General features: G+C 68.2%; 26 protein-coding genes and 1 tRNA gene. 24 read left to right on the plus strand and 3 right to left on the minus strand.

All coding sequences use genetic code 11. From position 1 onward, the window contains the following. The first annotated feature begins 1 nt into the window (after nt 1). From NZL82_RS05135 to NZL82_RS05200, 14 genes are all read left to right on the plus strand, one after another. Entirely contained in the window at nt 2-997 is a 996-nt protein-coding gene (locus tag NZL82_RS05135) for a phage major capsid protein (RefSeq protein WP_261268703.1), read from the plus strand. A gap of 201 nt (nt 998-1,198) precedes the next feature. Further along, nucleotides 1,199-1,702, plus strand: a complete 504-nt coding sequence (locus NZL82_RS05140) for a hypothetical protein (RefSeq protein WP_261268704.1) — start codon at nt 1,199-1,201, stop codon at nt 1,700-1,702. Then, nucleotides 1,699-2,088, plus strand: a complete 390-nt coding sequence (locus NZL82_RS05145; RefSeq protein ID WP_261268705.1) for a DUF3168 domain-containing protein — start codon at nt 1,699-1,701, stop codon at nt 2,086-2,088. Before NZL82_RS05140 ends, NZL82_RS05145 begins: the two co-directional genes overlap by 4 nt. Nucleotides 2,089-2,100: 12 nt before the next feature. Continuing rightward, complete coding sequence (locus tag NZL82_RS05150; protein ID WP_261268706.1) at nt 2,101-2,508, plus strand: phage major tail protein, TP901-1 family; 408 nt, start codon at nt 2,101-2,103, stop codon at nt 2,506-2,508. Between the two features lie 17 nt (nt 2,509-2,525). Continuing rightward, nucleotides 2,526-2,819, plus strand: coding sequence for a gene transfer agent family protein (locus NZL82_RS05155; protein ID WP_261268707.1), 294 nt, complete (start codon nt 2,526-2,528; stop codon nt 2,817-2,819). Beyond that, complete coding sequence (locus NZL82_RS05160; protein ID WP_261268708.1) at nt 2,816-3,016, plus strand: phage tail assembly chaperone; 201 nt, start codon at nt 2,816-2,818, stop codon at nt 3,014-3,016. Before NZL82_RS05155 ends, NZL82_RS05160 begins: the two co-directional genes overlap by 4 nt. After that, nucleotides 3,009-3,548 carry a tail tape measure protein gene (locus NZL82_RS05165; RefSeq protein WP_261268709.1) on the plus strand — a complete coding sequence of 180 codons (540 nt, stop codon included), beginning with the start codon at nt 3,009-3,011 and terminating at the stop codon, nt 3,546-3,548. Before NZL82_RS05160 ends, NZL82_RS05165 begins: the two co-directional genes overlap by 8 nt. 85 nt (nt 3,549-3,633) lie before the next feature. Then, on the plus strand, nt 3,634-5,898 hold the full coding sequence (locus tag NZL82_RS05170; RefSeq protein WP_261268710.1) for a DUF2460 domain-containing protein: 2,265 nt from the start codon (nt 3,634-3,636) through the stop codon (nt 5,896-5,898). 2 nt (nt 5,899-5,900) lie between these two features. Continuing rightward, nucleotides 5,901-6,707: a DUF2163 domain-containing protein gene (locus tag NZL82_RS05175; RefSeq protein WP_261268711.1), complete on the plus strand. Its 807-nt coding sequence runs from the start codon at nt 5,901-5,903 to the stop codon at nt 6,705-6,707. After that, nucleotides 6,704-7,072, plus strand: a complete 369-nt coding sequence (locus NZL82_RS05180; RefSeq protein ID WP_261268712.1) for a peptidoglycan endopeptidase — start codon at nt 6,704-6,706, stop codon at nt 7,070-7,072. The genes NZL82_RS05175 and NZL82_RS05180 overlap by 4 nt, the downstream gene beginning before the upstream one ends. Beyond that, nucleotides 7,072-9,201 (plus strand): phage tail protein, encoded by a 2,130-nt coding sequence (locus tag NZL82_RS05185; RefSeq protein WP_261268713.1) that lies wholly within the window; start codon nt 7,072-7,074, stop codon nt 9,199-9,201. The genes NZL82_RS05180 and NZL82_RS05185 overlap by 1 nt, the downstream gene beginning before the upstream one ends. A gap of 1 nt (nt 9,202) precedes the next feature. Next, nucleotides 9,203-9,706 carry a DUF2793 domain-containing protein gene (locus tag NZL82_RS05190; RefSeq protein ID WP_261268714.1) on the plus strand — a complete coding sequence of 168 codons (504 nt, stop codon included), beginning with the start codon at nt 9,203-9,205 and terminating at the stop codon, nt 9,704-9,706. 116 nt (nt 9,707-9,822) lie between these two features. Continuing rightward, nucleotides 9,823-10,953, plus strand: a complete 1,131-nt coding sequence (locus NZL82_RS05195; RefSeq protein WP_261268715.1) for an OmpA family protein — start codon at nt 9,823-9,825, stop codon at nt 10,951-10,953. A gap of 356 nt (nt 10,954-11,309) precedes the next feature. Then, nucleotides 11,310-11,849 carry a PilZ domain-containing protein gene (locus tag NZL82_RS05200; protein ID WP_261268716.1) on the plus strand — a complete coding sequence of 180 codons (540 nt, stop codon included), beginning with the start codon at nt 11,310-11,312 and terminating at the stop codon, nt 11,847-11,849. 13 nt (nt 11,850-11,862) lie between these two features. Here NZL82_RS05200 and NZL82_RS05205 read toward each other — a convergent pair whose 3' ends face one another. Further along, nucleotides 11,863-12,615, minus strand: a complete 753-nt coding sequence (locus tag NZL82_RS05205; protein WP_261268717.1) for a folate-binding protein YgfZ — start codon at nt 12,613-12,615, stop codon at nt 11,863-11,865. A 48-nt stretch (nt 12,616-12,663) separates the two neighbouring features. Between NZL82_RS05205 and NZL82_RS05210 the strand changes: the two genes are divergently transcribed. Both NZL82_RS05210 and NZL82_RS05215 read left to right on the plus strand, forming a co-directional pair. Then, nucleotides 12,664-13,989, plus strand: coding sequence for a dihydroorotase (locus NZL82_RS05210; RefSeq protein WP_261268718.1), 1,326 nt, complete (start codon nt 12,664-12,666; stop codon nt 13,987-13,989). After that, complete coding sequence (locus NZL82_RS05215; RefSeq protein ID WP_261268719.1) at nt 13,986-14,387, plus strand: hypothetical protein; 402 nt, start codon at nt 13,986-13,988, stop codon at nt 14,385-14,387. Before NZL82_RS05210 ends, NZL82_RS05215 begins: the two co-directional genes overlap by 4 nt. A gap of 87 nt (nt 14,388-14,474) precedes the next feature. Here the strand turns inward: NZL82_RS05215 and NZL82_RS05220 are convergent, their stop codons facing one another. Then, entirely contained in the window at nt 14,475-15,227 is a 753-nt protein-coding gene (locus NZL82_RS05220) for a DUF1134 domain-containing protein (RefSeq protein ID WP_261268720.1), read from the minus strand. A 164-nt stretch (nt 15,228-15,391) separates the two neighbouring features. Here NZL82_RS05220 and NZL82_RS05225 point away from each other — a divergent pair. Continuing rightward, nucleotides 15,392-15,481 (plus strand) — tRNA-Ser (locus NZL82_RS05225). A gap of 175 nt (nt 15,482-15,656) precedes the next feature. Further along, entirely contained in the window at nt 15,657-16,073 is a 417-nt protein-coding gene (locus tag NZL82_RS05230; RefSeq protein WP_261268721.1) for a hypothetical protein, read from the plus strand. Between the two features lie 285 nt (nt 16,074-16,358). On the opposite strand, the gene NZL82_RS05235 is transcribed toward NZL82_RS05230, so the two are convergent. Further along, nucleotides 16,359-17,276, minus strand: a complete 918-nt coding sequence (locus NZL82_RS05235) for a helix-turn-helix domain-containing protein (protein ID WP_261268722.1) — start codon at nt 17,274-17,276, stop codon at nt 16,359-16,361. 131 nt (nt 17,277-17,407) lie between these two features. Here NZL82_RS05235 and pobA point away from each other — a divergent pair, with 131 nt between their 5' ends. Genes pobA through NZL82_RS05265 form a run of 6 tightly spaced genes read left to right on the plus strand, consistent with a single transcriptional unit; the run spans nt 17,408 to nt 22,468 of the window. Further along, entirely contained in the window at nt 17,408-18,595 is a 1,188-nt protein-coding gene (pobA, locus tag NZL82_RS05240) for a 4-hydroxybenzoate 3-monooxygenase (protein ID WP_261268723.1), read from the plus strand. Beyond that, complete coding sequence (locus NZL82_RS05245) at nt 18,592-19,305, plus strand: CoA transferase subunit A (protein ID WP_261268724.1); 714 nt, start codon at nt 18,592-18,594, stop codon at nt 19,303-19,305. Before pobA ends, NZL82_RS05245 begins: the two co-directional genes overlap by 4 nt. Further along, on the plus strand, nt 19,302-19,940 hold the full coding sequence (locus tag NZL82_RS05250; RefSeq protein WP_261268725.1) for a 3-oxoacid CoA-transferase subunit B: 639 nt from the start codon (nt 19,302-19,304) through the stop codon (nt 19,938-19,940). The genes NZL82_RS05245 and NZL82_RS05250 overlap by 4 nt, the downstream gene beginning before the upstream one ends. Further along, a complete protein-coding gene (gene pcaH / locus NZL82_RS05255; protein ID WP_261268726.1) occupies nt 19,937-20,644 on the plus strand; it encodes a protocatechuate 3,4-dioxygenase subunit beta in 708 nt (235 codons plus the stop codon). The genes NZL82_RS05250 and pcaH overlap by 4 nt, the downstream gene beginning before the upstream one ends. Further along, complete coding sequence (pcaG, locus tag NZL82_RS05260; RefSeq protein WP_261268727.1) at nt 20,634-21,329, plus strand: protocatechuate 3,4-dioxygenase subunit alpha; 696 nt, start codon at nt 20,634-20,636, stop codon at nt 21,327-21,329. Before pcaH ends, pcaG begins: the two co-directional genes overlap by 11 nt. Next, the gene (locus NZL82_RS05265; protein WP_261268728.1) at nt 21,326-22,468 is read left to right on the plus strand and encodes a lyase family protein; all 1,143 of its coding nucleotides are present in this window, start codon (nt 21,326-21,328) and stop codon (nt 22,466-22,468) included. The genes pcaG and NZL82_RS05265 overlap by 4 nt, the downstream gene beginning before the upstream one ends. The last annotated feature ends 1 nt before the right edge of the window (nt 22,469 follow it).

Raw genomic sequence — 22,469 nt, forward strand, 5'->3', positions numbered from 1 at the left:
TATGGACGTGATCGAACGACCCGTGCTGGATGGTGCGCGCAAGAGCGGCGGTGCCTTTGACGGCTACGTGCGCAGCGGTACCACCGTCGAGCTGAAGGCCTTTACCGGCACGACCGGGGACAGCGGCGGCTTTGCCGTCCCGCGTGAGATCGATGCGGCGATCGCCTCGGTGTTGAAGAGCATCTCGCCGATCCGCGGCATCGCCAACGTCGTGAGCGTGGGGTCGGCGGGCTATCGCAAGCTGGTGACGACCGGCGGCACGCCTTCGGGCTGGGCGAGCGAGACGGCGGCGCGGCCCGAGACGGCGACGCCCAGCTTCGTCGAACTCGCGCCGCCGATGGGCGAGCTTTACGCCAACCCCTCGGCCAGCCAGGCGATGCTAGACGATGCGGCCTTCGATGTGGAGGGCTGGCTCGCGGGGGAGATCGCGACCGAATTCGCGCGGGCCGAGGGGCAGGCGTTCGTCACCGGATCGGGCGTCAACCGGCCCAAGGGCTTTCTGACCAACCTGAGCTCGGCCGCCAGGGACGGCGCGCGCCCCTTCGGCACGTTGCAATATCTGGCGACCGGCGCATCGGCCTCGTTCGGGCCCGCCCCCGACGAACGGCTGATCGAGCTGGTTCAGAGCTTGCGCGCGCCATACCGCCAGGGGGCGTGTTTCGTGATGAACGCCGCCACTTCGGCGCGCATCCGCAAGCTGAAGACGACCGACGGCCAGTTCCTCTGGGCACCGGGGCTGGCGGCGGGGCAGCCCGCGACGCTGCTCGGCTATCCGGTGGTCGAGGCGGAGGATATGCCCGACGTCGCGGCCGACGCCTGCGCCATCGCGTTCGGCAATTTCCAGGCGGGCTATCTCATCACCGAGCGGCCTGAAACCGCGATCCTGCGCGATCCGTACAGCAACAAGCCGTTCGTCACCTTCTACGCCACGCGGCGGGTCGGCGGCTGCGTCAGCGACTCGGAGGCGATCAAGCTGATGAAGTTCTCGGCCAACTAAGCCTCCGAAAAATCGGGGCAGCCGGCAGGGGGCTGCCCCGTAGTTCAGGGAGGATGCCGGACACGGCCGGGGGAGGGGCCGGGTCGGCATGGCCGGTGCCCAAGGGGGAGGCGGGCAGCGGCTGGACGAGTCTCTGCTCCCCAAGTGTGACGCCCATGTGTCGGACATGTCGCAACTTGTATCGGTGAAGGAGAATTCATGATGAGCGGGACGATGGAGCCCATGCCCGCCGCGACCGTCACGGCGGCGGCGGGCGCGGTGCGCGCCCTGTTGCGACTGGAAGAGGGGAATGAGGCCCCCCTGGTCGAGCGGGTCGCGGGCGTCGCGCTGGGGCTGGCCGAATCCTTCTGCGGACAGGTGCTGATCCAGCGCCTGGGCGAGGAACGACTGGCGGGTGCGGCGGACTGGCAGGCGCTGGGCACGACTCCGATCGCGGCGATCCTGTCGGTCGGCGACGGCGTGGGCGAGATCGACCACGACGGACGCGGCTGGGTCCGGTCGAGCGGGCCGGTGACGGTGCGGTATCGCGCCGGGCTCGCCGATGGCTGGGCCAGCCTGCCCCCGGAGATCGCGCATGGCGTGGCGATCATGAGCGCGCATCTGTTCGACAATCGCGATGCCGCCGCCGTGCCGCCCGCCGCCGTCGCGGCGCTGTGGCGCCCCTGGCGGCGGATGCGGCTCGATAGCCCGAGGCGGCGGGCATGACCGCGCGCGAGGCGTTGCGGGCCGGGCTGATCGACGTCTTGCGCGCCGCCTTGCAGCCGCTGGCGGTCAGCCTGTTCGACGCCGCGCCGGTGCGGGCGAGCGTGCCGCAGGCGGTGCTGGGTGAGCCGAGCGATGGCGATTGGGGCGCGGCCGGGATCGAGGGGCGCGAACTGCGCGTCACCCTGACCCTCACCGACGAGGGCGAGCGTCCCCTGCGGCTGCGCGCTGCGATGCAGACGGTCGAGGCGATCGCATTGCCCGAGACGCTGGCGGGCGGATGGCGGGTCGCGGGGCTGAGCGTGATGGCGACACGAACGGCGAGGAACGGCGTGCGCTGGACCGCGAACGTCGACTGGCGCGCCCGGTTGTGGCGGGTGGATCAATAAGGGGGAACGGATATGGCAATCGAAAAGGGAAGCGCCTTTCTGCTCAAGATCGGCGACGGGGCGGAGCCGCCCGCCTTTGCGACGATGGCGGGGCTGCGCACCACGCAGCTGTCGATCAATGGCGAGACGGTGGTGGTGACCAGCAAGGATTCGGGCGGCTGGCGCGAATTGCTGTCCGGCGCGGGCGTCCGGCATGTCAGTGTCGCGGGGGCGGGCGTGTTCACCGGATCGGCGGCGGAATCGCGGATGCGCGGCCATGCGCTGGCGGGGACGATCGAGACCTATCGGCTGAGCTTCGAAAGCGGCGGTTCGATGACCGGACGGTTCCTGGTGTCGCGACTCGATTACAGCGGCGATTTCGGGGGTGAGCGGACTTACACGCTCGCGCTGGAAAGCTCCGGCCCGGTGGTGGCGGCATGAGCGGGCGCGCGAATCCCATGCGGGGTGAAGCTCCGTTGCGTATCGGTGGTGCGGAACTGGTTGTGCGACCGAGTTTTCAGGCGCTGGTCGCGGCGGAGGGCGAACTGGGCCCGCTGTTCGAACTGGTCGAGCGTGCGGGCGAGGGTAAACTTTCCCTGGGCGAGGCGGCGGCGCTGATCTGGCACTGCCTGCGCGAGGTGCCCGAGGGGCTGAATCGCGAGACGCTGGGCGAGGCGCTGGTCGATCTGGGGCTGGCGGCGCTGGCCCCCGTGCTGCGGCAATTGCTGCGCCAGATACTGGGGGGGCGGTGACGTTCGCCGAGGAGGCGGGGCGGCTGGCGGGGATGGCCGGGGCGGTGCTGGGCTGGTCGCCCGACCGCTTCTGGCGTGCCACTCCGGCCGAGCTTCACGGCGTTGCGGCGGCGATGACGGGCGCGGGGCGGGCAGGGGACGCGCCGCCTTCCCCCGCCACGCTCGCCCGCTTGCAGGAGATGTATCCGGATGGATGAGCAGGACATCGCACCGCGCATCGACATGCGCGGCTTCGCTGCCGACATGGCGGCGATGCGCGGCGAATTGTCGCGCGGGCTGGGCGATGCCGCCGAGTTGGGCGCGCGAAGCGTCGAGGGCGCGCTGCTTCGTGCGGCACGGACCGGCAAGTTCGGTTTCGAGGAATTGAAGGCGACGGCCCTGTCGGCGCTGGATGCGATCGCGCGGGCCGCCCTGCGGCAGGGCGTAGCGTCGATGGGCGGCGGCGCGGGTCTGCTCGACCTGCTGGGGGGGCTGGTCTCGGGGCTGCCCGGCCGGGCGACCGGCGGGCCGGTGTCGCCCGATCGTCCCTATCTGATCGGCGAGCGGGGGCCGGAGGTCTTCGTACCGACCAGCAGTGGGCGGATTGAGACGCTGCGCGCCGGTGGCGCACCGCGCGACGTTCGGGTGGCGATCACGATCCATGCCGGCGCAGGCGAGGCGAGCGGAGCGCTGCAACGCTCCGGCCGACAGGTTGCGCGGGCTGTACGGGCGGCGCTGGCCGAGGACTGAGGCTGCCCCCTCCCTCCATCGCCGGCGTCGGCCCGGCGGAGGGAGAAGCCCGATAGTGGCGCAGGCCGGATTTGGGAGACGGACGATGCAATGGTGTCTGCATGAGGAGCGGCGGGACCAGCGGAGCGATATGCTTTCCCGCTTCGATCCCCGATATTGGACGGTCGATTTCCCGCGCCCGATGATGGCCTCGGTGGTGGCGGGCGGGGCGGACTCGCTTCGTGTCGATACGGTCTTCTACCGCGCCGACGATCTGGCGGGGCTGATCTGGGAGTCGGCGGATCGGCACGATCACCCGCTGCTGCGCTATGATACGGTGCGCGACTACCGGGAATGCCGGTTGCGGTTCCGCTGGCGTTCGGGCGGGATCAAGCCGCTCGATGCCGTTCACGGGCCCACATTGACCATCGAGGGTCGCGACGCGCAGGGGCAGGCTCGCGCCTGGTATGTCCGGCTGTGGAATTACGCGGCCGGCACGGCGGACGATGCCGAGATCATCCTCGACTTTGCCGACCTCGATGGCGGATTTCAATTTCCCGAGGATCGCGATCCCGTCTGGGCGGGGGATGTCGACCGGATGTTCGTCTCGCTGGTCGCGCCGGGCTATGACGCGAGCGCACGGTTGCTGGAACAGCCACAACAGGGCTGGGTCGAACTGACCGACATGGCGTGCGAAGGTCCCGGTGCGGTGATCGGCATCGGCGCGGCGGTATTGCCCGAACATGGCTTTCGGATCGCGAGCGGCTATGACGACAGCTACCATCTGACCCCGCAGCGTTTGCTGCGCAACATGCTGCACCTCGGCTATCGCGGCAGCATCGTCCATTATGTCGGGATGAGCCATTATTTCCGGCTCGAGCGCCATAGCGAGGGACTTTATGCCAGCCTTGTCGGCGGAGCGCTCAATGCGGCGTGCGCAGCATGGCATCGTGGCTTCGCGGATGGGGCCCGGGTGCTGGGTTACGAGCTGATCTGGTCGCTGTCCTACGAATTGTTCGACGCGCATTGCTGGGGCGATTGGAAACAGCGCTCGGCGGACGGAGCGCCCGCCCTGACCGGCTGGTCGCCGCCCTCGACCCTGCTCAGCCCGGCGCATGGCGGCGCGATGGCCTATCTGCAGGCGGTCGCGGGGGCGTTTCTAGCGATCGGCGAGACAGTGGGCTTGGCGCCGCGATTCCAGGTCGGCGAGCCCTGGTGGTGGGTCCGTCCCTCGGACGGCGCGCCTTGCCTTTATGACGCGGCGGCGGTGGCGGCATTCGCGCCGGTGGCGATGGCGAGCATCGGCGGTGCGGAGACGCAGGCGCAGCGTGACACGCTCGACCGGGCGGGGGCGTGTCTGGCGGCGTCGACTGCGGCGCTCTGTGCGGCGGCGAAGGCGGCGGCCCCCGGATGCGTCACGCATCTGCTTACCTATCTGCCGACCGTGCTCGATCCGCAGGCCCCCGAGGCCAAACGCGCCAACATGCCGGTCGGCTGGGCGAGCCCGGCCTTCGATGTGCTGCAACTGGAGGATTATGATTGGGTGACGGCGGGCGATACCGCCTCCACCCGCAAGGGCGTCGCGCTGGCCGAGGTGCGGCTCGGCTATCCGCCGGAGCGACAACATTATCTGTCGGGCTTCGTGCTGCGCGCCGAGCAGCGGGCGCAATGGGGATGGATCGCCGACGCCGCGCATGTGGCGCGAGAGCGGGGCGTGGCCGCGACATATCTCTGGGCGATGCCGCAGGTGATGCGCGACGGCTTCGTCTGTTGGGAGGGGGAGGATGACATGCAGGCTTTCGACGATGTGCTTTTTCCCCTGGCGCTTGGGCGCGAGGCGGAGGTGACGCCTGGCTTTTCCACCGCGATCCTGACGAGCGCGGGCGGGCGCGAGGCACGCAATGCGAGCTGGGCGGAGGCGCGGACGACCTATGACGTCGGCCCCGGCATCCGATCGGCGGACGACATCGCGGCGCTGCTGGCGTTTTTCCGGGCGCGGATGGGCCCGGCACGCGGCTTTCGCCTGCGCGATCCCTTCGACAGCCTAGGGATGGAAGAGAGCATCGGGACCGGCGACGGTACGACGCGCCGCTTCGCGCTGGTCCGTCATTATGGCGATCAGTCGCGCCGCATCACCCGGCCGGTCGCCGGCAGCGTCTCGGTGACGGTGGCGGGCAGGGCCGTGACGGGCTTCGTGATGGAACCGGGAGGCTGGCTGTTGTTCGATACCGCTCCCGCCGTCGGGGACGCGATCACCGCCGACTTCACCTTCGACGTGCCCGTCCGCTTCGCCGAGGATCGGCTGAGCGCGACGCTGGCCGGGTTCCGGGCGGGCGCGGCCCCTTCGGTCCCGCTGGTCGAGGTGCGCTAGGCATGAGCGGCGATACGCTGACCGGGCGGGTCCTGTGCTGGCGGATCGAGCGGCGCGACGGGGTGACGATCGGGCTGACTGGCCATGACCGCGATCTGTGGATCGAAGGGCTTTGCTACCGCGCCGCGCCCGGCCTGACGCCGAGTGCGATTCTGCGCGGCGACGGGTTGGACCCGGATCTGATGGATGCTTCGGGCGCGCTGACCAGTGTGGCGATCGACGAGCGCGATCTGCTGGCGGGACGCTGGGACGGGGCGAGCGTGGCGGCGATCGCGGTCGACTGGACCGGCGAGGAGGCCGCCGTGCCGCTCGGGCAGGGCAGGATCGGGTCGGTGCAATTGGGTGAGGGCGGCTTCACCGCCGAACTGCGCGGGGTGGGTGCGCTGTTCGACCGGCCGGTGGCGGAGGAGACCTCGCCCGATTGCCGCGCGACGCTGGGCGATCGGCGGTGCCGCGTGGCGATGGCGGGGCGGCGGCGTTTCGCGCGGGTGACGGCGTGGGACGGCGCGGTGATGCTGACGCTGGATCGCACCGAGCCGGTCGCCAATGCCTATGGCCAGGGGCGGCTGATCTGGTTCGGTGGGGAGAATGGCGGGCTGGAAAGTGCGATCGTCCGGTCGGATGGCGCTGCGCTCCGGCTTTCCGCCCCGCCCGCCTTCGCGGTGGCGGGCCATCCGCTGATCGAACTGGTCGAGGGCTGCGACAAGCGGCTGGAGACTTGCCTGTCGCGTTTCGACAATGTCGTGAACTTTCGCGGCGAGCCGTTCCTGCCGGGCATCGACCTTCTCACCCGCTATCCCGGTACATGAGCCGAGTGGAAGCGGCGGCGCGCGCGCTGGTCGGCACGCGGTTCCGGCTGCACGGGCGCGAGCCTGCACATGGCCTCGACTGTGTCGGCCTGGTCGCGGTGGCGACGGGGCGGGTGGCGCCCACCGGCTATGGCTGGCGGAGCGGGGATGAAGCTCGGGTGGTCGGGCTGCTCGATGCGCAATTCGCGCGCGGGGACGATGCGCCGGGCGCGGTGATGCTGCTGCGCGCGGGGCCGGGGCAGCTGCATCTGGCGATCCGGGTGAGCGATGGGATCGTCCATGCCGATGCGGGTCTGGCCCGTGTCGCCTGGCGGCCGGGCGTGCCGCCCTGGCCGGTCCTGGGATATTGGAAGGGGGAGGGATAATGGCGACCTTGGTCTTGGGCACGGTGGGCCGAGCGCTGCTGGGGCCCGTGGGTGGGGCGATCGGCGCGCTGATCGGCAACCGGGTGGATCATGCCGTGCTGGGATCGCCCCGGCGGCAGGGGCCGCGCCTGACCGAATTGTCGGTGCAGACTTCCAGCTATGGTACGCAGATGCCCGCGATCTTCGGCACGATGCGCGTGGCGGGACCCGTGATCTGGGCGACCGATCTGGTCGAGACACGCGGCGTTTCCGGCGGGGGCAGGGGCCGGTCTGGTACGGAAAGCTACAGCTATTCCGCCAATTTCGCGGTCGCTTTGTCGGGGCGCACGATCCGGCGCGTCGGACGCATCTGGGCCGATGGACGCCTGTTGCGCGGGGAAGCGGGCGATTTCAAGGTCGCGACCGGCTTTCGCCTCTACACGGGTACCGAGACCCAGCCGGTCGATCCGCTGATCGCCTCGATCGAAGGTGCCCGCAGCTCGGCCTTTCGCGGGATTGCCTATGGGGTGTTCGAGGGGCTGGCGCTGGCCGAGTTCGGCAACCGGATTCCCCAACTCACCTTCGAGGTGGAGGCGGATGCGGCGGCCATATCCTGCGGCAGGATCGCGCAGGGTCTCTCGCCGCTGGTGTATGCGAGCGACGCCGGGCCGATGGTGGCGGGATTTGCGGCCAGCGGCGGCAGCGTGCGCGCCGTGCTGGACATGCTCGCCGATATGAGCGGCGGCCAGTGGGTGGCGGAGGGGGCGGGTGTAAGGCTCGCCGTCCCGGACGCCGCCGCGACCGCGACCGTCATCCGGGACGAGGCAATGGGGGTGCAGGGGCCGGGGCGGAGCGGCCAGCGCGACGTGGCGGCGGAGGCGGTGATCCCCGCCAGCGTGACCGTCGCCTATTACGATCCGGCGCGCGATTATCAGATCGGGATGCAGCGCGCCCGCCGGTCCGGCGGGGTGCGGGACGAGCGGCTGGACCTGGCCGCCGCGCTCGACGCCGGCACCGCCAGAACGCTGGCGGAAGATCGACTGGCGCGCCGACAGGCCGAGCGGGTGCGACGTATCGTCATGTTGGGTCCGGAGGGCCTGGCCGTCACCCCCGGCGGGATCGTCGCCATCGCGGGCGAGGCGGGGCGGTGGCGCGTGGTCGAGGCGGCGTGGGAAGCGATGGCGGTACGCCTGACCTGCGTGCCGGTCGGCCATGCCGGGCCGGTCCTGTCGGCGTCACCGGGGCGGATCGCGCGTCCGGCGGATCTGAGCGTCGGGGCGACCCGGCTGCTCGCCTTCGAGACGCCGCCGCTGACCGATGACCTGCTGTCGGCTCCGCGTTTGACCATCGTCGCGGCGGGCGGGCCGGGATGGCGGGGGGCGTACCTCGCCTATAGCCTGGACGACGGGGCCAGCTGGACCGCGATCGGCACCACCGCACTGCCCGGCGTGATCGGGAGCGTGACGGCGGTGACGTCGGGTAGCGGGGGCGGGACGCTGATCGACCGGCGCGGGGCCTTGGTGGTGACCGTGGCCGAAGACTTGGCCGACGCCGATGCGGCGGCGATCGAGGCGGGACGCAACCTGGCCTGGGTCGGCGGTGAGCTGCTTCAGTTCGCGCGTGCCGAGCCCTTGGGCGACCGGCGCTGGCGGCTGAGCGAGCTGCGCCGCGGGCTGCGCGGAACGGAGGATCGGATCGGGCAGGCCGTGCCCGGAACACCCTTCGCCCTGATCGCGCCGGAGGCGGTGCGGACGCTCGACCTGCCGATGACGGCGCTTGGTTCCCGCGTCCGCTTCCTGGCGCATGGCGTGGCCGATGGAAGCGAGGGGGTGCAGGCCGTGGCGGATATTGCCGGTCGTTCGATCCTGCCCCCCGCGCCGGTCGGTTTGCGAAGCCGCCGGGATGCGGAGGGCCGCGTCACCCTGGGCTGGACGCGACGCAGCCGGATCGGCTGGCGCTGGCTCGACCGGGTCGATGTGCCGCTGGGCGAGGAGGCCGAGCGTTACCGCGTCGTCGTCGGCGAGCGCGAGGCGATCGTCACCGCCCCCGGCTGGACCGGCACGGCCAGCGTGGGCGAGCGGGTGACGATACGGCAATTGGGGACCTGGGGCGCGTCGCCGCCGCTGGTCGGATTCGTGGGAGAGGGATGAGATGAGCGGAGAAACGCCGCGCTGGACGCTGCCGCTATTGGCGGCGGGCCAGGCGCAAAAGGAAATCACCCATAACGAGGCGCTGACCCTGCTCGACATGGTGGTGCAGCCCTGTGTCGAAAGCGTGGGCCTCAATGTTCCGCCCGATACGGTCGAGACGGGACAGGCGTGGGTCGTTGGCGACCAGCCGGTGGCGGCGTGGCAAAATCGCCCCGCCATGCTGGCGGGATGGACCGAGGGCGGCTGGCGATTCCTGTCGCCGCGTCTAGGTCTGTCGGTGTGGAACAGGGCCGAACAATGCCGGTCCGAATGGGATGGCACGGCATGGCGGACCGGACGTGTCCCGGCGCGCGAGGTGATAGTGGCTGGAAAAAAAGTTTTGGGCACGCAACAATCGTCCATCGCCATGCCGGACGGAGGGCAAGTTGTTGATTTAGAAGCGCGTTCTGCCCTGAATGCGGTAATTTTCGCTTTGCGGAGTCATGGTTTGATCGCCTCTGGCTGACGAAAATCCTGTGCTTTTAATGCCACAGTGGCGGGCTTTTGTTGGCTTGCGTGGAAACCAACGCTCCGATAGTGGGTTTGCGCTGTCCGTAGTGACAACCAAGAAAGGGGACTATGATGCGGAAGCTTGCCATTGTTCTGGCACTTGCCTCCACCGCTCTGGCTTCGCCTGCCCTCGCCCGCGACAAGTCGTGGTACGTCGGCATCGAAGGCGGCGGGATGATCGTCGAAGACATCGATTATGATGTCACCGGCGCTTCGCGTACTGGCGTTGCCAGCGTCGACCATGACTATGGTTATGACGTCGACGGCGTGATGGGTTACGACTTCGGTGGTTTCCGTCTGGAAACCGAAGTCGGCTATCGTCGCGCGACGGTTGACGGCTACAGCTCGACGACGCTGACCAACACCGGCATCGGTGCTGGCACCGTTCCGGCTGGCAGCTACAGCTATGCCGGCGGCTCGACTTCGGCGCTCAGCTTCATGCTGAACGGCTTGCTCGACTTCGGTGCCGACGACGGCATCCAGGGCTTCGTCGGCGGCGGTGTCGGCGTTGCTCGCGTCAAGGCGAACTACGCCCTCAACAACCGTGCCGACTTCCTGAACGACTCGGACACCGTGTTCGCTTGGCAGGCTCTGGCGGGCATCCGTGCTCCGCTGACCGACCACATCGACGCGACGCTGAAGTATCGCTTCTTCAACGCCGAGAACGTCAAGCTGGTCGACGTTGCCAACAACACGCACGACGGTCGTTTCCGTTCGCACTCGATCCTGGGTGGCGTGGCGTACAACTTCGGCGAACCGGCAGCTCCGCCGCCTCCGCCGCCGCCCCCGCCGCCCCCGCCTCCTCCTCCCCCGCCGCCCCCGCCGCCGGCTCCCGAGGCCGTGCCTTGCTCGCCGGGTCCGTTCATCGTGTTCTTCGAATGGGACAAGTCGGACGTCACTCCGGAAGCAGCGTCGATCCTCGACAACGCGATCACGCAGTACCAGAGCTGCGGCAATGCGCGCGTGATGGTTGCGGGTTACACCGACACCTCGGGTACGCCGCGTTACAACATGGGCCTGTCGCAGCGTCGTGCCGACGCGGTGAAGGCGTACATGACGTCGCGTTCGATCCCGGACGGCACGATCACCACCGAAGCGTTCGGCGAGCAGCGCGACAAGCTGCGCGTTCAGACCGCGGACGGTGTCCGCGAGGTCCAGAACCGTCGCGTCGAAATCACCTACGGTCCGGGCGCTGGCCAATAAGCCACGCTCAGCCAAGGCTGATTGCGAAAAGAGGGAGGTCGGCGAAAGCCGGCCTCCTTTTTTATGGGGTGAGTCGCTCCCCGTTCCGACAGCGCCATGCGTGAGCCGGCCGGTCCGCTTTTCCGGCGGAGGGGCAAACCTCCACCTCGTCCCTAATTAATGGCCTCGGCATCCGCTTGTCATCGATCAGCGGGGGCGACCGGACAGGCGTTTCCCCTGTTTCGATCCAAAGGTTCTCTGATCCGATAGGCGCTTGCGTCTGTCGCGGACCATTATTTGCGCCTATGACAGCAACAGATTCACACTTTCTTCGTGTCTGACCAATATGGACAGTCGTTGGACGCGAAAGGATCGTCATGCCGCGGGGACTCCCCAGTTACAAAAGCCGCGAGGCGCGCCGACAGGTTTTGATTCCCTGTCGCATGAAGTCCGCTCGTGGCTGGGGTGACGCGTGTATTCATAACATCTCGTCGCGCGGGATGATGATCGCCAGCGACGATCCTTTGCAAGCCGGCGAATATGTCGACATTCGTCGTGGGCGTCAGGTCGTCATCGCCCGGGTCATCTGGCAGCGGGATCGCTTCGCCGGCATTCGGACCCAAGATCGCATCAGCGCCGATGTGCTGGTCAACGAACCGCGTCTGGAGGGCAAACCAGCCGCGATCGAGGTTGGCGAGGATCGTCGCAGCGCCCGCCATCGGCTGGTCAGCGAAATCGACGCCGCGCGTCGCATGGAGCGCAGTCGCTCCATCTCCAGCGCGCTGCAATTCGGCGCGCTATGCCTGTTCGGCCTGGCCGCCGCCGCCACGATCGCGGTGCAGTTGGGGCATATGCTCTCCGCGCCGACCGCGCGGATCGAACAAGCGCTTTCGACCGAAGCCAACACCGCGCAATGAGCGCCGAACCGGGTCAGTCCCGGTCCGATTCCTCCAACGCGGCGACCAGCCAGTCCGGGCGCAAGGCATCGCCCAGCGACTCGACCCGGCGATGCTCCACCATCAACCCCAGTTCGGGATAGCGGACCCGTGTCCGATCCCCCGCCTCGCCCAGTGGCGCGACCACCAGCCGTCGATTGACCTTCGACCGGTGATGCATTCGCGCGGTATTTTCCTGCCCGACATAGCAGCCCTTGGTAAAGCTGACGCCGTTCAGCTCGCGCGCATTGCACTCCAGCCACAAGGTCTCGCCCGAGCCGAGTTCGCCGACCCCTTCGACCACGCCCAGCGACAGCCGGTGCGCCAGCCATCCCGCCGCCGCATCCCCTGCCGGGGCCAGCCAGCGCTTGCCCAGTGCCGCCAGCCGGGGGTCGTCGGGCCGCCCGGGGGCGTCGTGGCTCCAATGCACCGCGAGGTCGGTGACGGGCTCGATCGTGATCGCCCGCCGCAACCGGTACATGCTCAATCGCCGCGCCAGCGCTTCGGCCTGTCCTGCCTCCGCATCGATCAGCACGGCATCGCCATCGGCCCACAGGATGAAGTCGAACAATGCCTTGCCCTGCGGCGACAGCAGTCCGGCCCAGCGCGGCGCGTCGGGTGTCAATCCGGCCACGTCCTGCGTCACCAAGCCCTGCAGAAAGCCGCGTACATCCTCCCCCGCGATACGAAGAAGACGGCGGTCGGCCAAGGTCGAACCGGGGGTGGTGGTCGGGGTGGTATCGCTCATCCGGTCAAGGTAGGAAGGCGCGATCATTCGCGAAAGGCCCGTTCTGTCATGACCTTCGACCTGCTTCTCTCCGGCGGCACCGTTCACACCCCCGGCGGCCCGGTCCGCGCCGATGTCGGCGTGCGGGACGGCAAGATCGTGGCGATCGGGGCGTTCGGGGGGAGCGATGCGGGGCGCGTGATCGACTGCACCGGGCTCGACATCCTGCCCGGCGTGATCGACACCCAGGTCCATTTCCGCGAGCCTGGGCTGATGCACAAGGAGGATCTGGCCTCGGGCAGCCGCGCGGCAGTGATGGGCGGCGTCACCGCCGTCTTCGAAATGCCCAATACCAAGCCGAACACCGATTCGGCCGACGCGATCACTGACAAGCTGACTCGCGCCCGGACCATGTATTGCGACCACGCCTTCTATGTCGGCGCGACCAACCATAATGCGCGCGATCTCGCCGAGCTGGAGCGGATGCCGGGCACGGCGGGGGTGAAGATCTTCATGGGGGCCTCGACCGGCGACCTGCTGGTGTCCGAGGACGCGCGGCTGGCCGAGGTGCTCGCCTCGGGCCATCGTCGCGTCGCCATCCATGCCGAGGACGAGGACCGGATGAATGCGCGCGCCGATGAGCGAATCGAAGGCGATCCCTCTTCGCACCCCGTCTGGCGCGACGACGAGAGCGCGTTGCTCGCCACCCGTCGCATCCTGCGCCTGGCCCGCGAGGCGAAGCGCCGCATCCACATCCTGCACGTCACCACGCCCGCCGAGCTGGAATATATCGCCCAGCACAAGGACATCGCGACCTGCGAAGTGACGCCGCAGCACCTGACCCTGGCGGGCGAGGACGCCTATCCACGCCTCGGCACGTTGGCGCAGATGAACCCGCCGATCCGTTCGGGCGCACATCGCGACGGGCTGTGGTACTGGCTCAACCAGGGCGTGCCCGACGTGATCGGCTCGGACCATGCGCCGCACACGCTGGAGGAAAAGGCCAAGCCCTATCCGGGCAGCCCCAGCGGCATGCCCGGCGTGCAGACGCTGTTGCCGCTGCTGCTCGACCATGCCGCCAATGGCCGTCTTTCGCTTCAGCGCGTGATCGAACTGACCAGCGCGGGGGCGCAGCGCATCTTCGGCATCGTGGGCAAGGGGCGGATCGCGTCGGGCTATGACGCCGACTTCACCATCGTCGACCTGAAGAAGCGCTGGACGATCGAGGATCAGTGGCTTCAGTCCAAGTGCGGCTGGTCGCCCTTTACCGGCATGGAACTGACCGGCAAGCCGATCGGCACCATCATTCGCGGGCAGATCGCCATGTGGGAAGACCAGCTCGCCGACGCGCCGACCGGCCAGCCGCTGCGTTTCGAAGCGGTCGATTTCGGATGAGCACGATGCGGTGGGTTCGCGACATACGGGTCTATTGCCCCGTCGCACCCGCCACATTGGCCGCGTTGATGGCGGGCGAGCCGGGTGCGGTCGAGCGGGACGAGACCGCCGCCGCACTGCTCGCCATCCTGCGGACCCCGCCGCTGGGCGATTTCGGGCGGTATCGCGAGGTGGTGGAACTGTCGCTCGGCTATGAAGGCTTTCGGCCGGGCGAGGGCGCCGTACCGGCGCTGGGTGCGGTCGGGCAGGCAAGCTGGTCGCCCACCGTCATCCTGACCGCGATGTTCGATGCGGAGGCGGATGTAGACGCGCTGGCCGATCGGCTGCTGGCGGCGCATCCCTGGGACGTGCCGGTGATCGCGGTCAGCGAGCCCTATCGGTTGCTCGGGCGGGAATAGCGTGTGGCGAGGCCTTCGACTTCGCCCAGACGAAACGGAGGCGAAGGCCAAGGAAATCCTCCACCGCGAAGGCGAAGCGCAAAGCCATCAGAATGGCAGCCACCGCGCCTTATGGGTGAAGTTCATATAGCCCACATTGACGCCTGCTCGCCAGCCGACACCCAATCGCACCGGGATCAGCACGACGTTACCGCGCCGCAAATAGGTCGCCGCGAAACCGCCGACGAAATAGAGCCGCCCCTCGGCCGCGGGGAAGCGATGGAACAGCTCCTCGGTGTCGTAGAGATTATAGACCAGCACGAACACCTTGTTGGCATCGCCGCCGATGTCGAAACCCAGCGACGGTCCGGTCCAATAGACCGGCATCTGCCCCTCGACCTTGTGCGTCATGATCCCCGAGCCGTAACGAAGCCCGACCACGAACGCACCGGACGCCTCGCGCCCCGCGATATAGGCATTGGGGCGCCCCTGTTCGCGCAGGATGCGCTCGATCATCCCCGCCAGCCCTTCGGCGCCCTTGCCGAATACGCCTTCGCCCGCCGCCAGCAGGTCGTCGCGCTCGAAGGTGTCGGCGGCCTGCGTCGTCTGCGTCGCCCTGGAATCCGGGGTGGTTGCGGGCGGGGGGGTGGTGACGGGGGACTGCTGGGTGGGGGGCGACGACTGCACCGGTACGTCTTCCTGTGCGGGCGTGCTGCGCGGTGCCGGGCGCGAGGGTTGGGTGCCCAGATCGCTGTCGATGCCCTGATTCGGGTCGATGGTGCGAACCTGCGCGGCCAGCGGCGCAGCGGCGACCATCGAGAGGCCGCCCAGTAGCGACAGACCCAGACAGACAAGACGCATGACTTCAAACTCCCCCGGCGAACCGATTGGCCACGTTAACCAGCCCCCGCCTTGCAGTGCAATGAACGACGGAAAACGCCCTAGTCGATTTTCCTGATAAAATCCCCGCCAGACCCGGTTGATTGCCTCCCCCGGCCCCGCTATAGCCGCACCTCGCCGCAGCCGGAGACGTGGGTGAGTGGCTGAAACCAACGCTTTGCTAAAGCGTCGTACGGGAAACCGTACCGAGGGTTCGAATCCCTCCGTCTCCGCCATTATGCGCAAAATTGCCCGCTATAACATTGATTTTAGGGTGGTTTGGCCAAACGGCCCCATATTTCGGCCAGCAAACTCGTGTGGTTTCAATTCACGCTAGCCATGGATGGCGGTGGGCCTAATCGATTCACATTGCCGTGAATGCCGATGACCGAGCATATTTCGTTAAGCGGCATGAGAACGTCCTGTGCCGACAACTCCCCCAATGCCGCGTTCCACCGCTTGCAGGGCATGTACCAAAATCGTCGAGGCGGCGAGCTGTTCACTCCAGCATCGGGCACGCAGCTCGTCATCGGCACGCCGCCGTCGTCGATCGCAGGCAAACTGAACCTCACGCCGGAAAAGGCGGATGCCTATCCGTTCAAGCAGGCGGTGATCCCCCATCTCGACGCTCTGGCCGATAGCGCGCAGCCCGTGGGCGCGGTCAACACGACCGCGATGCGCGACGGGCGCATGACCGGGCACAATACGGACATGACCGGCTTTTGCGACAGCCTGCGCGACGGACTGCCCGATGCGCGTCTCGACCGCGGCCAGCCTGTCTTCGCGGTTCGATGCCGAGGTGGTCGTTCGCAGGGCGGGGGACCATGACACGCACAGGATCGACGGGATCGTCAATGCGAGCCCCGTCGGTATGAAGGCCAAGCCCGGCATGCCGATCGCCGCGTAGCATCTCGACCCGCGATTGTGGGTCGCGGACATCGTCTACTTCCCGCGCGAAACCGAACTCCTGCGTACCGCGCGGACGCTTGGCTGCGCGACGCTCGACGGCAGCGGCATGGTGATCCGCCAGGCCGCGGCGGCGTTCGAGATCATCACCGGGCGCGTCGAGCGGCACATGCAGGTTTCGCTATGGGTGAGGCAGCGGCGTGCGGATCATGCCACGCCGCGACGCACGTTCGGCGCAGCTGGTCCCGCCGGGTGGGGCCGGGTGCCTCGGGCATCGCGGAACGCGCGCGGGGAACACCCCTCATGCCGGGTAAAGAAGCGCGAGAAATAGGCGGGATCGGCGAAGCCGACGGCATAGCCAATCTCCGCGACCGAAAGATGCGTGTAGAGCAGGGCGCGTCGGACCTCCAGCATCGCGCGCTGGTCCAACATTGCCGCAGGCGACAGCGCGGCGACCTTGGCGCACGCCGTACGCAGGCGGCTTTCGCTGGTGCCGAGCGCCGCGGCATGGCTCGACATCGGTTCGCGCAGGCGGAACCGTTCGTCGATCCGTGCCCGGAAGCGGGCGACGAGCGCGTGGTGATAACCGGGTGCTGCGGCCGGATCGTCCGTCGCGGCACCGGGTGCGCGCATCGCCTCGACCAGGATGGACAGCAGCGCCGCATCCACCGCGGCGCCATGCCCTGGCGCGGCCCAGCCCAGCTCGCGCATCAGCGCCGCCATCGCCGAGGTGACCGTCGTCATGGCGGCCGCGTCGGGGTGGAGCACCGCGACATGCGCAAAGATCGCCGCCAGTCCCGGATAGAGCGAATCGAGCCGCGTCAGATGGCGCACCGACAGTGTCAGGACCGAGCCGGTCGAATCGGGATGCCAATCGAAGCCGTGGACGATCGCGGCGGGCACGATCAGCAGCGCGGGCGCGGCGACGCGCAAGCTGTCCGCCTCGGCCTGCATCGTACCACCGCCGCTCGCCAGCACGAACACCTGGACCAGGTCGGCATGGGCGTGCGGCAGGATCGTCCATTCGCTGGGTCGCGAGCGATCGTCGAGCGATTCGGTGTGGACGAAGTCGTCCGGCACCGCCCGATGAGGTTCGCCGTACAGGTAGAAACTCGGCACCGCCATGGACTGGGGATAGAAGGGTGGAGACGGATCGTCCAACTTTTTGCGTGTGTGGTCCATAGCCCGAGCCCGGCGCTCCGCGCATGATGCGGCAAAAGGCGGCGGGGTATCGCCCGCGCGGACGAGAGGATGGCATGAGGCATCGCACACAAGTCGCGATCATCGGCGCAGGGCCTGCGGGCATGTTCCTGGCGCATTTGCTCCACGCAGAGGGGATCGACGCAGTTGTCATCGAACGGCGCGACCGCGATTATGTCGAGGGTCGCGTGCGCGCAGGCGTATTGGAGCAGGGCACGGTCGCGCTGATGCGCCGCCTGGGACTGTCGGCACGGCTGGAGCGGGAGGGGCTCGTTCATGGCGGCACCAATGTCGCACTTGATGGCGAGGTCTTCCGGATCGACATGGCCGCGCTGACCGGTGGGTCGACGGTCACCGTCTATGGACAGCAGGAGGTCATGCGCGACCTGTTCGATGCCGCCGAGGACCGGGGCGTGACGATCATGTGGAACGCGGAACACGTCACATTATCCGGATTGGACGGTGACCGACCGAGCGTGACCTGGCGGCAGGATGGCGCGGAACACCGGCTCGATTGCGACTTCGTGGTCGGCTGCGACGGCTATCACGGCATCAGTCGCGCGGCCATCCCGGCAAAGGTCCTACGGGTCTTCGAACGTGTCTATCCTTTCGGCTGGCTCGGCGTGCTGGCCGATGTGCCGCCTGCCGATCACGAGTTGATCTACGCCAATCACGAACGCGGCTTCGCGCTTGCCTCCATGCGGTCGCCGACGCGCAGCCGCTATTACATCCAGTGCGCGCTGGACGAGGATGTGGCGGAGTGGTCCGACGACCGCTTCTGGGACGAACTGTGCCTGCGCCTGGGGCCGGAGACGGCGGCGAAGGTGACGCGCGGCCCTTCGTTCGAAAAGGCGATCGCGCCGCTGCGCTCCTTCGTCGCCGAGCCGATGCGTTGGGGGCGGCTGTTCCTGGCCGGGGACGCGGCGCATATCGTGCCGCCGACGGGCGCCAAGGGGATGAATCTGGCGGTGTCCGACGTGACGATGCTGGGCGCGGCGCTGACCGAGCATTATCGCGAGCGGTCCGATGCCGGGATCGACCATTATTCCGCACGCGCCCTGTCGCGGGTATGGAAGGCGGAGCGGTTTTCCTGGTGGTTCACCTCGGTAACCCACCGGTTCCCGACCATGGATGGCTTCGACCGGCGCATCCAGATGGCCGAGCTCGACTATCTGCGCGGCTCGCCCGCCGCGCAGCGCACGCTCGCCGAAAATTATGTGGGCCTGCCTTTGGAGATGGCATGAAAAGCAAGATCTATGACAGCCCGGCGGCGGCGCTCGACGGGCTGCTGTTCGACGGCATGACGATCATGTCGGGCGGCTTCGGCCTGTCGGGCAATCCCGAAAGCCTGATTCCGGAAGTGCGCAAAAGCGGGGTGACGGGGCTGACCGTGATCTCCAACAATGCGGGGGCGGACGGATTTGGCCTGTGGATGCTGCTGGAAAGCCGCCAGGTCGCCAGGATGATCTCCAGCTATGTCGGCGAGAACAAGCTGTTCGAGCAGCAATATCTGTCGGGCGAACTGGAGCTGGAGCTGAACCCGCAAGGCACGCTGGCCGAGCGTATCCGCGCTGGCGGCGCTGGCATCCCGGCTTTCTACACCAAGACCGGCGTCGGCACCGTGGTGGCCGAGGGCAAGCCGGTCGAGACGTTCGAGGGGCAGGAGTATGTCCGCGAGACCTGGCTGCGCGCCGACCTGTCGATCATCAAGGCGTGGAAGGCGGACCCGGCGGGGAACCTCATGTTCCGCAAGACCGCGCGCAACTTCAACCCGAACATGGCGACCGCTGGCAAGGTGACTGTGGTCGAGGTGGAGGAGATCGTGGAAGCGGGCGCGCTCGACCCCGATTGCATCCACACGCCCGGCATCTTCGTCGACCGGATCGTCCGTTCGACCATCAATGAAAAGCGGATCGAGAAGCTGACGACCCGCGCACGGGAGGATGCGGCATGAGCTGGACCCGCGACGAGATGGCGGCGCGCGCCGCCCGCGAACTGCAGGACGGCTTCTACGTCAATCTCGGCATCGGCATCCCGACCCTGGTCGCGAACCATGTGCCCGCCGGGATCGACGTGACGCTTCAGTCGGAGAATGGCCTGCTGGGCATCGGGCCCTTTCCCTATGAGGGTGAGGCGGACCCGGACCTCATCAATGCGGGCAAGCAGACGGTGACGACGCTGCCCACCTCCAGCTTTTTCTCCAGCGCGGACAGCTTCGCAATGATCCGCGGCGGCCATATCGACATGGCGGTGCTGGGCGCGATGGAGGTGAGCGAGGGCGGCGACATCGCCAACTGGACGATTCCGGGCAAGATGGTGAAGGGCATGGGCGGCGCGATGGACCTGGTCGCAGGCGTCAAGCGCATCGTCGTCGTGATGGATCATGCCAGCAAGAGCGGCAGTCCGAAGATCCTGCCCGCCTGCACCCTGCCGCTGACCGGCAAGGCCTGTGTCGACCTGATCGTCACCGATCTGTGCGTGATGGCCTGCGACAAGCCGGGGTTGCGGCTGATCGAACTGGCGCCCGGCGTCACGCTGGACGAGGTACGCGCCAAGACGGGTGCGCCCTTTACGGAGCAAGTCGCGTGATCGGTTATGCAAAAGACGATGCGGGCGCGCCGCCGCTGCTGGTGCCCGACTATCGCTCCACGGTGATCCGGGCGCCGCAGCATCCGCCGATCGCGATACCGCCGACATTGACCGAGACGACCGGGCCGGGCGGCTGCTGGGACCGGCTGATGGGATCGGCGCTGGCCGACCTGACGAAGCAGCACAAGGCCGAGCCGCTGGGGCAGCGGATCATCATTGCCGGGCGCGTGCTGGATGAACAGGGCCGCGCCGTGCCAGACACCGTCATGGAAATCTGGCAGGCCAATGCCGCCGGACGCTATATTCATGCCAAGGACCAGTGGGACGCGCCGCACGACCCCAATTTCACCGGCGCGGGCCGGGTGGTGACCGACGCGGAGGGACGTTATCGCTTCGTCACCGTGCGGCCGGGGGCCTATCCCTGGGGCAATCATCGCAATGCTTGGCGCCCCGCGCATATCCATCTGTCGCTGCTCGGCCCCGCCTTCGCGACGCGGCTGGTGACGCAGCTCTATTTTCCCGACGACCCGCTGATCGAGATCGATCCGATCGCCAATGCGGTGCCCATGCCGTACCGCCAGCGGCTGGTCGCGCGGCTGGATATGGATGTGACCGAGCCCAATTGGGCGCTCGGCTATCGCTTCGACGTGGTGCTGAAGGGCCGCGACCAGACCCCGTTCGAGGAGGATGATCATGACCATTGATCCCGCCGACCGCCGCCCCGAGGCGCGCCCCGACAATCAGGATCCCGCACTGTTCGGTCAGACGCCCAGCCAGACGGTCGGTCCCTTTTTCCACTATGGCCTGCCGTGGAAAGGCGGCGCGGACCTGGTCGGCCGGTCGGATATGGGCGCGCGGCCCGAACTGATGCCGGAGGCGCATTATGTGCTGAACCTGTCCTCGCCCAGCGGTACCCCCGATGGGGAGGTCATCGAATTGACCGGCCGGGTGCTCGACGGCCAGGGCACTGCGGTGCCCGATGCGATGATCGAAATCTGGCAGGCCAATGCGGCGGGCCGCTATCGCAGCATGGATGATGCGCGCGACGATGTGCCGCTCGACCCGCATTTCGTGGGGTTCGGGCGTGCCGCGACCGATGAGGATGGTCGCTACCGCTTTCGTACGATCATGCCGGGGCGGGTGCCGGGGCCGGGCAATAGCCTTCAGGCACCGCATCTGGCGGTGTCGATCTTTGCGCGTGGACTGCTCAAGCGGCTGGCGACCCGTATCTATTTCGACGGAGCTGAGGGCAACGACACCGACCCGATCCTCGCGTGCGTGCCCGCCGACCGTCGCGCGACCCTGATCGCGCGACGCGATGCAGCGGGCGTCTGGTCGCTCGACATCGTGCTGCAGGGTGCTCACGAAACGGCGATGTTCGACCTGTGAGCGATCTGCTGCGCCTGCGCCCCGTCGCGACGCCGGAGATGATCGCGGTGTTCGACGACGATGCGACCATCGCCCATGCCTGTGCTTTTGAGGTCGCGCTTGCCCGAGCACAAGCGGCCCATGGCCTGATCCCAGAGGCGGTCGCCCGAGCGATCGCCGAGGGGGTTGCGGCGACGCGGATCGACCTATCCATCCTGGCGGATGAGGCGGCGCTGGCGGGAACGCTGGCCATCCCGCTCGTCGCTCGTTTGCGCGCCACCCTGACCGGCGAGGCGGCGCAGGCGCTGCATCGCGGGGCGACGAGCCAGGACGTGGCGGACACTGTGCTGATGATGCAGGTCCGCGCGGCGCACCGGCTGGTCGCAGGCGATGGTCGCCGAACATGGGCCGCGCTGGCAGGCCATGCCAAGGCGCACCGTGCGACCCCGGCGGTCGGACGCACCCTGTTGCAGGATGCGATGCCGGTCGCCTTCGGCCTGCGGCTGGCCCAGGCTGCGGTCGGGATCGCCGATGCGCTGGAAATGCTGGACGACGCGGTGGCGCAACATGGCGTGATCCAGTTGGGCGGCGCGGCGGGTGCGCGGGCGGGGCTGGGCGGATGTGGCGCAGCTATCGCCCGGCGCGTCGCGGACGATCTGGGACTGATGACCGCACCGCCCTGGCATGCCCGGCGAACCGGCGTCGCCGCGATGGGGACAAGCGTCGCCATCCTGATCGGCGCGCTCGGCAAGCTGGCGCGCGACGTGTCGCTGCTCGCCCAGAATGCGGTTGGCGAAGCGCAGGAGCCGGTCATCGCCGGTCGCGGCGGATCGTCGGCGATGGCGCACAAGCGCAACCCCACCGGATGCCAGGTTGCTCTGTCCGCCGCCACGCGCGCGCCGGGGCTGGTGGCTTCGCTGCTGGCGGGGCTTCCGCAGGAACAGGAACGGGGTTTGGGCGGCTGGCAGGCGGAAGGGCCGGTCCTGACCGAGCTGTTCCTGCTCGCCTCGGGCAGTGCCGCTGCGATGGCGCAGGTGGCCGAGGGGCTGGAGATCGACATCGACGCTATCGTGCGCAATCGCGACGCCGCCGGAATGGGTGAGGATATGGGCGAGAGCGCGGCGATCATCGCCGAGCTGCTCGGCATCGAAGAGGACTGAG

Origin of the sequence: Sphingomonas sp. LC-1, assembly GCF_025371035.1 — a bacterium.
GTDB classification, from domain to species: domain Bacteria; phylum Pseudomonadota; class Alphaproteobacteria; order Sphingomonadales; family Sphingomonadaceae; genus Sphingomonas; species Sphingomonas sanguinis_E.